Consider the following 4,950-nt stretch of genomic DNA (forward strand, 5'->3'; position numbering starts at 1 on the left):
TTCTCAGCCAAGGTTGGGTGAGTGAAGATTTGTTTTGTGAAGTAAGTGTAAGGAATCTTGTTGTCCATAGCAACAGTGATGATGTTGATGATTTCTTGAGAACCTTCTGAGAAGATGCTTGCTCCAAGAATTTCTTTTGTTTCAGTATTAACAACAGCTTTGAAAGCTCCGCGAAGGTCTCCATTTACGTGAGCACGAGGCATTGCTGCAACAGGGATTTCCTTCACTGCGTATGGAAGTTTCAAATCAGCTGCTTGGCTTTCAGTCAAACCAACTTGTGAAAGTGCAGGTGTGATAAACATGGTGTTTGGTACATTGAGACGGTCCTCAAGTGTGTAGCTGCCATCTCCAGCAAGGTAGCTGTAAACAACACGGAAGTCATCCAGTGAAATGTAAGTAAATTGAAGGCCACCGTTAACATCCCCAACTGCAAAGACACCAGGAACGTTTGTTTGACAGTGTTTGTCTACTTTAATAGCGCCACGTTCAGTGAGTTCAATATCTGTATTTTCAAGTTGAAGTGGTTCTACATTTGGTTTGCGTCCAGTTGCGTAGAGAAGGGCGTCGAAACGGTAAGTTTCATTTTCAGTTACGACAAGGACTTGGTCACCATCGTTTTTAATTTCAGTAGTATGGATATTTTGAAGCAATTCAATGCCATCTTCTTCCATATATTGTTTAGCAAGAGCTGCGATGGAAGGTTCTGCACGAGGTAGGAAAGTATCCAAGGCATCTAGGACTGTGACCTTGCTTCCAAGTTTGTTGTAAAGGCCAGCAAATTCAAGACCAATATTTCCGCCACCAAGAACTCCAAGTTTTTCAGGCAATTTGTCCAAGTTTTGAATACCTGTTGAGTCAAAGACGTTTTTGCTTGTAGCAAGTCCAGGGATTGGCAAGACGTTTGAAACAGCACCAGTGTTGATGACGATTGTTTCGGCAGTTAGTTCTTTCTTTTCATCACCAGCTTGGATTTCGATGACTTTATTTGAAAGGAAGTGAGCTTCCGCATCAAAGATGTCCACGCCTGTACCAGCAACAGTAGCATAGTTTTTACCGTTGAGGCGACCAGTGATCGTGTTTTTGGTAGCAATCACTTCTTCAAAAGACAAGTCTTTCTCAGCAGCAACTAGCAAGGTTTTAGTTGGGATACAACCAATGTTGATACAAGTTCCACCGTACATAGCTTTGCTACGTTCAACGAGGGCAACTTTTTTACCAGCTGAAGCCAATTTACCAGCTAGTGTTTTACCAGCTTTACCAAATCCGATAACGATTAAATCATAAGTTAACATTTATCTTCCTCCTATTCGAATTTCATTCTAGCACAAGAAAAAAACTTTTGCACAATTCTGCTACGCTTTAAAAAAGTTTATGAAATAGTGGAAATTATAGCCTCATTTTCTCAGAAAAATCGTTTACATGACTTTATCGATGGATTGGACTATCTTTTGCTTCTCTCTTGTGTTATACTAGATAAGTTGCAAAGAAAACAGTACTTTTCTTTTGTGGAAAAGAAGCAACACGATTTTATATCCAGTATATGAAAATACGTCATAAAAAGAAAAGTATAAACTAAGCCCTATAGGGTGGCTTCGCACCACCTTTAGAAAGAAGAATAACGTGAAATTTAATGAATTAAACTTGTCTGCTGATTTGCTAGCAGAGATTGAAAAAGCTGGCTTTGTAGAAGCTAGTCCTATCCAAGAACAAACTATTCCCTTGGCTCTAGAAGGTAAGGATGTTATCGGTCAAGCTCAGACTGGTACAGGAAAAACCGCAGCCTTTGGCTTGCCTACTCTTGAAAAAATCCGTACAGAAGAAGGGACTATCCAAGCCTTGGTCATCGCTCCAACTCGTGAACTAGCTGTCCAAAGTCAAGAAGAACTCTTCCGCTTTGGTCGTAGCAAGGGAGTGAAAGTCCGCTCAGTATATGGCGGATCAAGCATTGAAAAACAAATTAAGGCTCTTAAATCTGGTGCCCATATCGTAGTGGGAACACCTGGTCGCCTTTTGGACTTGATTAAACGTAAGGCCTTGAAATTACAAGATATTGAAACTCTTATTCTTGACGAAGCGGATGAAATGCTCAATATGGGCTTTCTTGAAGATATCGAAGCCATCATTTCTCGTGTTCCTGAAAATCGACAAACCTTGCTTTTCTCAGCAACTATGCCAGATGCCATCAAACGTATCGGTGTTCAGTTTATGAAAGAACCTGAGCATGTCAAGATTGCGGCTAAGGAATTGACAACAGAATTGGTTGACCAATACTATATCCGAGTTAAAGAACAAGAAAAATTTGATACCATGACTCGTCTCATGGATGTGGAACAACCAGAACTTGCTATCGTATTTGGTCGTACAAAACGCCGTGTAGATGAATTGACTCGTGGCCTTAAAATCCGTGGTTTCCGTGCCGAAGGAATTCATGGTGACCTAGACCAAAACAAACGTCTTCGTGTCCTTCGTGACTTTAAAAATAGCAATCTTGATGTTTTGGTTGCGACAGACGTTGCAGCGCGTGGATTGGATATTTCAGGTGTGACCCATGTCTATAACTACGATATTCCACAAGATCCTGAAAGTTATGTTCACCGTATCGGTCGTACAGGTCGTGCTGGTAAGTCAGGTCAATCGATTACTTTTGTTGCTCCCAACGAAATGGGTTACCTTCAAATCATTGAAAACTTGACCAAGAAACGTATGAAAGGTCTCAAACCTGCAAGTGCAGAAGAAGCCTTCCAAGCAAAAAAACACGTAGCTCTCAAGAAAATTGAACGTGATTTTGCAGATGAGACTATCCGTGCCAACTTTGAGAAATTTGGTAAGGATGCTCGTAAGCTAGCTGCTGAATTTACTCCAGAAGAATTGGCAATGTATATCTTGAGTCTGACTGTTCAAGATCCATATAGTCTTCCTGAAGTGGAGATTGCACGTGAAAAACCACTACCATTTAAACCATCAGGTAATGGTTTTGGTGCTAAATCCCAGGGAGGTCGTGGAGGTCGTCGTGGAGATGACCGTCGTGATAATCACCGAGGAGACAACCGTCGTGGTGGTCGTCGTGATGATTTCAAAAAAGGAAGTCGTGGCAACGATCGTTTTGATAAGGAAAAACGTTACCGTAAGGATAATAAAAAACCACGCAATACTTCAAGCGAAAAGAAAACAGGCTTTGTGATTCGTAACAAGGGCGATAAATAGGAAAAAGCGGTTCAAAATGAATCGCTTTTTTTATATAAGGAGACCGAATGGAAAAAGAAAGATAGATAAAATAGTTATATTATCTTCTTGTGATATTATAATACACAAAAATAGGAGGATTGTCAATAGAAAAGAAGCAATTTAATTAAAAATATTCTTGTTTTTTCAAATTGCAATTAAATAAGCAATTTTCAGATAATAATTGAAAATTAAAGGTCTTTATGTTATAATGGAAGCGATTAAATACGAGGTGAAAAATGGCACATTTATTAGAAAAAACTAGAAAAATTACTTCTATTCTGAAGCGCTCGGAGGAGCAGTTACAGGAAGAACTTCCTTATAATGCGATTACCCGTCAATTGGCAGATATTATTGACTGTAATGCTTGTATTGTCAATAGCAAGGGACGTCTCCTTGGCTATTTCATGCGTTACAAAACCAATACAGATCGTGTAGAGCAGTTCTTCCAAACTAAGATTTTCCCAGATGACTACATTCAAGGTGCGAACATGATCTACGATACAGAAGCCAATCTGACAGTTGATCATGATTTGAGTATTTTCCCTGTGGAAAGTCGTGCCGACTTTCCAGATGGTTTGACGACCATTGCACCGATTCATGTATCAGGGATTCGCCTTGGTTCTTTGATTATTTGGCGCAATGATAAAGAATTTGATGACGAGGACTTGATTCTTGTTGAGATTGCGAGTACCGTTGTTGGGATTCAACTCCTCAACTTCCAGCGTGAAGAAGATGAGAAAAATATCCGTCGCCGTACTGCTGTTACCATGGCGGTTAATACCCTTTCTTACTCCGAACTCCGTGCTGTTTCAGCAATTTTAGGGGAATTAAATGGAAATGAAGGGCAGTTGACTGCGTCTGTGATTGCAGACCGTATCGGAATCACCCGTTCTGTGATTGTCAATGCCCTTCGTAAACTTGAGTCTGCGGGGATTATTGAAAGTCGCTCACTTGGAATGAAGGGAACCTATCTTAAGGTCTTGATTTCAGATATTTTTGAAGAAGTGAAGAAAAGAGATTACTAATGACTAAGGCTTTAATTTCGATTGATTATACAGAAGATTTTGTTGCTGATAGTGGTAAATTGACAGCAGGAGCTCCAGCTCAGGCGATTTCGGATGCCATCAGCAAGGTGACTCGACTAGCTTTTGAACGAGGGGATTACATCTTCTTTACCATTGATGCTCATGAAGAAAACGATTGTTTCCATCCAGAAAGCAAACTATTTCCTCCTCACAATTTGATTGGGACTAGTGGACGGAATTTATACGGAGATTTAGGGACCTTTTATCAAGAGCATGGTTCAGACAGTCGTGTCTTTTGGATGGATAAACGTCATTACTCAGCTTTTTCAGGGACTGATTTGGATATCCGTTTAAGAGAGCGTAGAGTGTCTACAGTTATCTTAACAGGTGTCTTGACGGATATCTGTGTCCTGCATACAGCTATAGATGCCTATAATCTAGGATATGATATCGAGATTGTTAAACCAGCTGTTGCTTCCATCTGGCCTGAAAATCACCAATTTGCCCTAGGGCATTTCAAAAATACACTTGGAGCTAAGTTGGTAGATGAAAATCTAAATGAAATTTCAGAGTAATTTGGCTGATAAAATGAAAAAAATTGAAAAAAAGTCTTGACAAACATCCTAAAAGTTGATATACTAGTAAAGTAATCGACGCGGGGATGGCGGAATTGGCAGACGCGCAGGACTAAGGATCCTGT

General features: G+C 40.1%; 4 protein-coding genes. 3 read left to right on the plus strand and 1 reads right to left on the minus strand.

Annotation, left to right across the window (positions count from 1 at the left end; all coding sequences use genetic code 11):
- The coding region (locus RWO85_RS09660; RefSeq protein WP_314415613.1) for an FAD-containing oxidoreductase at positions 1-1,292 on the minus strand (1,292 nt) is incomplete at its 3' end.
- 328 nt (positions 1,293-1,620) lie between these two features.
- On the opposite strand from RWO85_RS09660, the gene RWO85_RS09665 reads away from it, so the two are divergent.
- From RWO85_RS09665 to RWO85_RS09675, 3 genes are all read left to right on the plus strand, one after another.
- A complete protein-coding gene (locus tag RWO85_RS09665) occupies positions 1,621-3,204 on the plus strand; it encodes a DEAD/DEAH box helicase (RefSeq protein ID WP_314415615.1) in 1,584 nt (527 codons plus the stop codon).
- 257 nt (positions 3,205-3,461) lie between these two features.
- A complete protein-coding gene (gene codY, locus RWO85_RS09670; RefSeq protein ID WP_314415617.1) occupies positions 3,462-4,250 on the plus strand; it encodes a GTP-sensing pleiotropic transcriptional regulator CodY in 789 nt (262 codons plus the stop codon).
- Positions 4,250-4,825 carry a cysteine hydrolase family protein gene (locus tag RWO85_RS09675; protein WP_070526965.1) on the plus strand — a complete coding sequence of 192 codons (576 nt, stop codon included), beginning with the start codon at positions 4,250-4,252 and terminating at the stop codon, positions 4,823-4,825. The genes codY and RWO85_RS09675 overlap by 1 nt, the downstream gene beginning before the upstream one ends.
- Positions 4,826-4,950 lie beyond the last annotated feature (125 nt).

It is taken from the genome of uncultured Streptococcus sp. (genome assembly GCF_963521865.1).
Taxonomy (GTDB): domain Bacteria; phylum Bacillota; class Bacilli; order Lactobacillales; family Streptococcaceae; genus Streptococcus.